Raw genomic sequence first — 1,441 nt, forward strand, 5'->3', positions numbered from 1 at the left:
CACGAAGTAAAAAACTGGTGTTTTCTTACCAGCCCCACGTCCACGCTTGCCACGAACACGTTTTGCACCGAAATAACTCTCAGCTATTTCGATCTCGCCTTTTTGAAATTTTTCACATTCTTTAAGGATTAAAATTCTAATATTTTTGATTATTTTATTGTTGCTTTGGCAAGAATTGTTGCTTAATTTTGCAATTTGTGTGGCTTTAAGAACAAGGCTTCCCCAAAAGTTACGAGTGTAACGAAGTAAAAAAATACTTTACAATTCTTTAAATTTAGCCTCTGAAATTTTGAAACGATTGATATACTTATTTTTCATCGCTGTAATCATAACTTAAAACTCCTTTATTTGAGTTTAAGTTGTCTTGAGCCTAAAATTAATGCCTTTGTTTTTTAAGCTCTGAAATTCATACAAACAATTTATAAAAAACTAGATTAAACTTAAAACAAATTAAAAACTTTTTAAGCTATGAGGACGCCTATGAAAAACAAGGCCTCGCTTACAAATTTAGCAGATCTAAGTTAGGGACATTTTGAAATATTTTTTACTTAGCCCTATGTCCCCTCACTTTGCAAGAAACCATCGATTTGGAGGCGAAAAACACTTTAAATTTATAAAATTCACAACAAAGTTTTTGTAAAAGCAAATTCGCATTTTAATGACAAAAGAATGTGAGAAGCTTTCTAAAATGAGTGACTAGATCGAAGTTGATGAAAGTTATTTTTTACGATGCCAGGCTCGTAACTGCGAACAGAAGGAGCTAACAGAGTAAGGGGCAGGGCCTGTGCGTGGTAAGCGTGGGCGTGGGGCTGGCAAGAAAACACCTGTGTTTTTACTTCGTTAATCCTCTTGCAACTTTGCAAGAAGGAATGCTAAAACGCAATCGCACGAGTTTATACACTCAAACACTTGCTCTGCCAAAGAGTTGCAGTCCATAATAAAGGAATTTTCAGAGCTTAAAGAAAGTGAAATTTACAGCGATAACTTCAAAGCCTATGATGGCTTGGTGGATTTCTTGCTTCGTTTCGTCTTGCAACTGCGTAGTAGAAGGGGCAAAGGCTCATTGTAGGGTAATGCAAACGAGTTTTCAAATGGGCGAAATCACATAAACGGCATAGAGAACTTTTTTACTTCGTGCTACACACTCGCAACTGCAAGCAGAAGGGGCTTTGCAAAGGCTAGATTAGTGGGTTTCACGGCAAGGGAATTTTTCTACCTTCATTTGAAGGAGAGTGAATTTCGATCTAATGTCAAAGTTAAAAACGAAAATTTGTATAAAATTTTGTTAAAATTGATTAGGAAAAATCCTAGGTCATTTTAGCTAAAAGTATCAATCGCCTTAAATTTAACACTAAGTTCTAGCACGAAATTTATTCAAAATATCTTTAAAAGCTTAAAGATAAACAATACAAAAAACCTTTAAACTAAACATTCTACTATT

At 34.7% G+C, this 1,441-nt stretch carries 2 protein-coding genes and 1 pseudogene; 2 read left to right on the forward strand and 1 reads right to left on the reverse strand.

Annotation, left to right across the window (positions count from 1 at the left end; all coding sequences use genetic code 11):
• Window positions 1-330, reverse strand: a pseudogene (locus DMC01_RS15535) (hypothetical protein); the annotation flags it as partial.
• Window positions 331-788: 458 nt separating this feature from the next.
• Between DMC01_RS15535 and DMC01_RS14040 the strand changes: the two are divergent.
• The gene (locus DMC01_RS14040; RefSeq protein ID WP_185908950.1) at window positions 789-938 is read left to right on the forward strand and encodes a hypothetical protein; all 150 of its coding nucleotides are present in this window, start codon (window positions 789-791) and stop codon (window positions 936-938) included.
• Window positions 926-1,069: a hypothetical protein gene (locus DMC01_RS14045; protein ID WP_185908951.1), complete on the forward strand. Its 144-nt coding sequence runs from the start codon at window positions 926-928 to the stop codon at window positions 1,067-1,069. Before DMC01_RS14040 ends, DMC01_RS14045 begins: the two co-directional genes overlap by 13 nt.
• Window positions 1,070-1,441: the final 372 nt, after the last annotated feature.

It is taken from the genome of Campylobacter troglodytis, from assembly GCF_006864425.1.
In the GTDB taxonomy this organism is placed as follows: Bacteria; Campylobacterota; Campylobacteria; order Campylobacterales; family Campylobacteraceae; genus Campylobacter_D; species Campylobacter_D troglodytis.